The organism is Pseudomonas sp. P4_C3, assembly GCF_056402075.1.
In genome coordinates this window covers 1-899 of the sequence record NZ_JBFUIC010000703.1, presented here as the reverse complement: position 1 = coordinate 899, position 899 = coordinate 1, and the positions used below count along the sequence as shown (strand labels likewise).

Here is an 899-nt window from a genome sequence, read left to right as displayed (position 1 = left end):
GCCTGCATCTTTGGTCACTGCTTCCAGAACCATGGCAGGAGCACCGTCAACTACAGCCTTGGCTTCTTTCAGGCCCAGACCGGTCAGTTCACGTACTGCCTTGATCACGTTAACTTTCTTCTCGCCAGCTTCCAGCAGCATGACGTTGAATTCAGTTTGCTCTTCAACAACAGCGGCAGCAGCGGCAGGACCTGCCGAAGCAGCAGCAGCGGTAACGCCGAATTTTTCTTCGAAAGCTTTGATCAGCTCAACAACTTCCATTACGGACATGTTGCCAACTGCTTCAAGGATATCGTTCTGAGAGATAGACATGAATCTAATTCCTGATATTGGGGACGGCCTACGCGACCATCGAAAAAAACAAAAAACGCGAGAAGTTGACGAGCCTTAGGCTGCAGCAGCTTCTTTCTGGTCGCGAATTGCCGCCAGAGTACGAGCCAATTTGCTGGTAGCGCCTTGAATCACGCTCATCAGCTGAGAAATTGCTTCGTCACGGGTCGGCAGAGTTGCCAGTACGTCGATTTGGTTAGCTGCGAGGAACTTGCCCTCGAACGCAGCTGCCTTGATCTCGAACTTGTCCTGACCCTTTGCGAATTCCTTGAAGATCCGGGCAGCAGCGCCTGGATGTTCTTTGGAGAACGCAATCAGGGTAGGGCCAGTGAACACGTCGTTGAGGACACTGAATTCAGTGTCAGCAACAGCGCGCTTGAGCAGGGTGTTACGTACAACACGTACGTAAACGCCAGCTTCACGAGCCTCTTTACGGAGTCCGGTCATCGCGCCTACTGTTACGCCACGGGCATCAGCCACGACAGCGGACAGAGCGACTTTGGCAGCCTCGTTGACTTCAGCGACGATGGCCTTCTTGTCTTCGAGTTTAATTGCCACGGGTTTAACTC

Annotated in this window: 2 protein-coding genes; both read right to left on the bottom strand. The window is 52.7% G+C overall.

Going from position 1 to position 899, the window contains the following annotated elements:
- The coding region (gene rplL / locus AC1DVH_RS31905; protein ID WP_477757138.1) for a 50S ribosomal protein L7/L12 at window positions 1-312 on the bottom strand (312 nt) is incomplete at its 3' end.
- Window positions 313-387: 75 nt separating this feature from the next.
- Window positions 388-888, bottom strand: coding sequence for a 50S ribosomal protein L10 (gene rplJ / locus AC1DVH_RS31900; RefSeq protein WP_007970413.1), 501 nt, complete (start codon window positions 886-888; stop codon window positions 388-390).
- Between the last annotated feature and the right edge of the window lie 11 nt (window positions 889-899).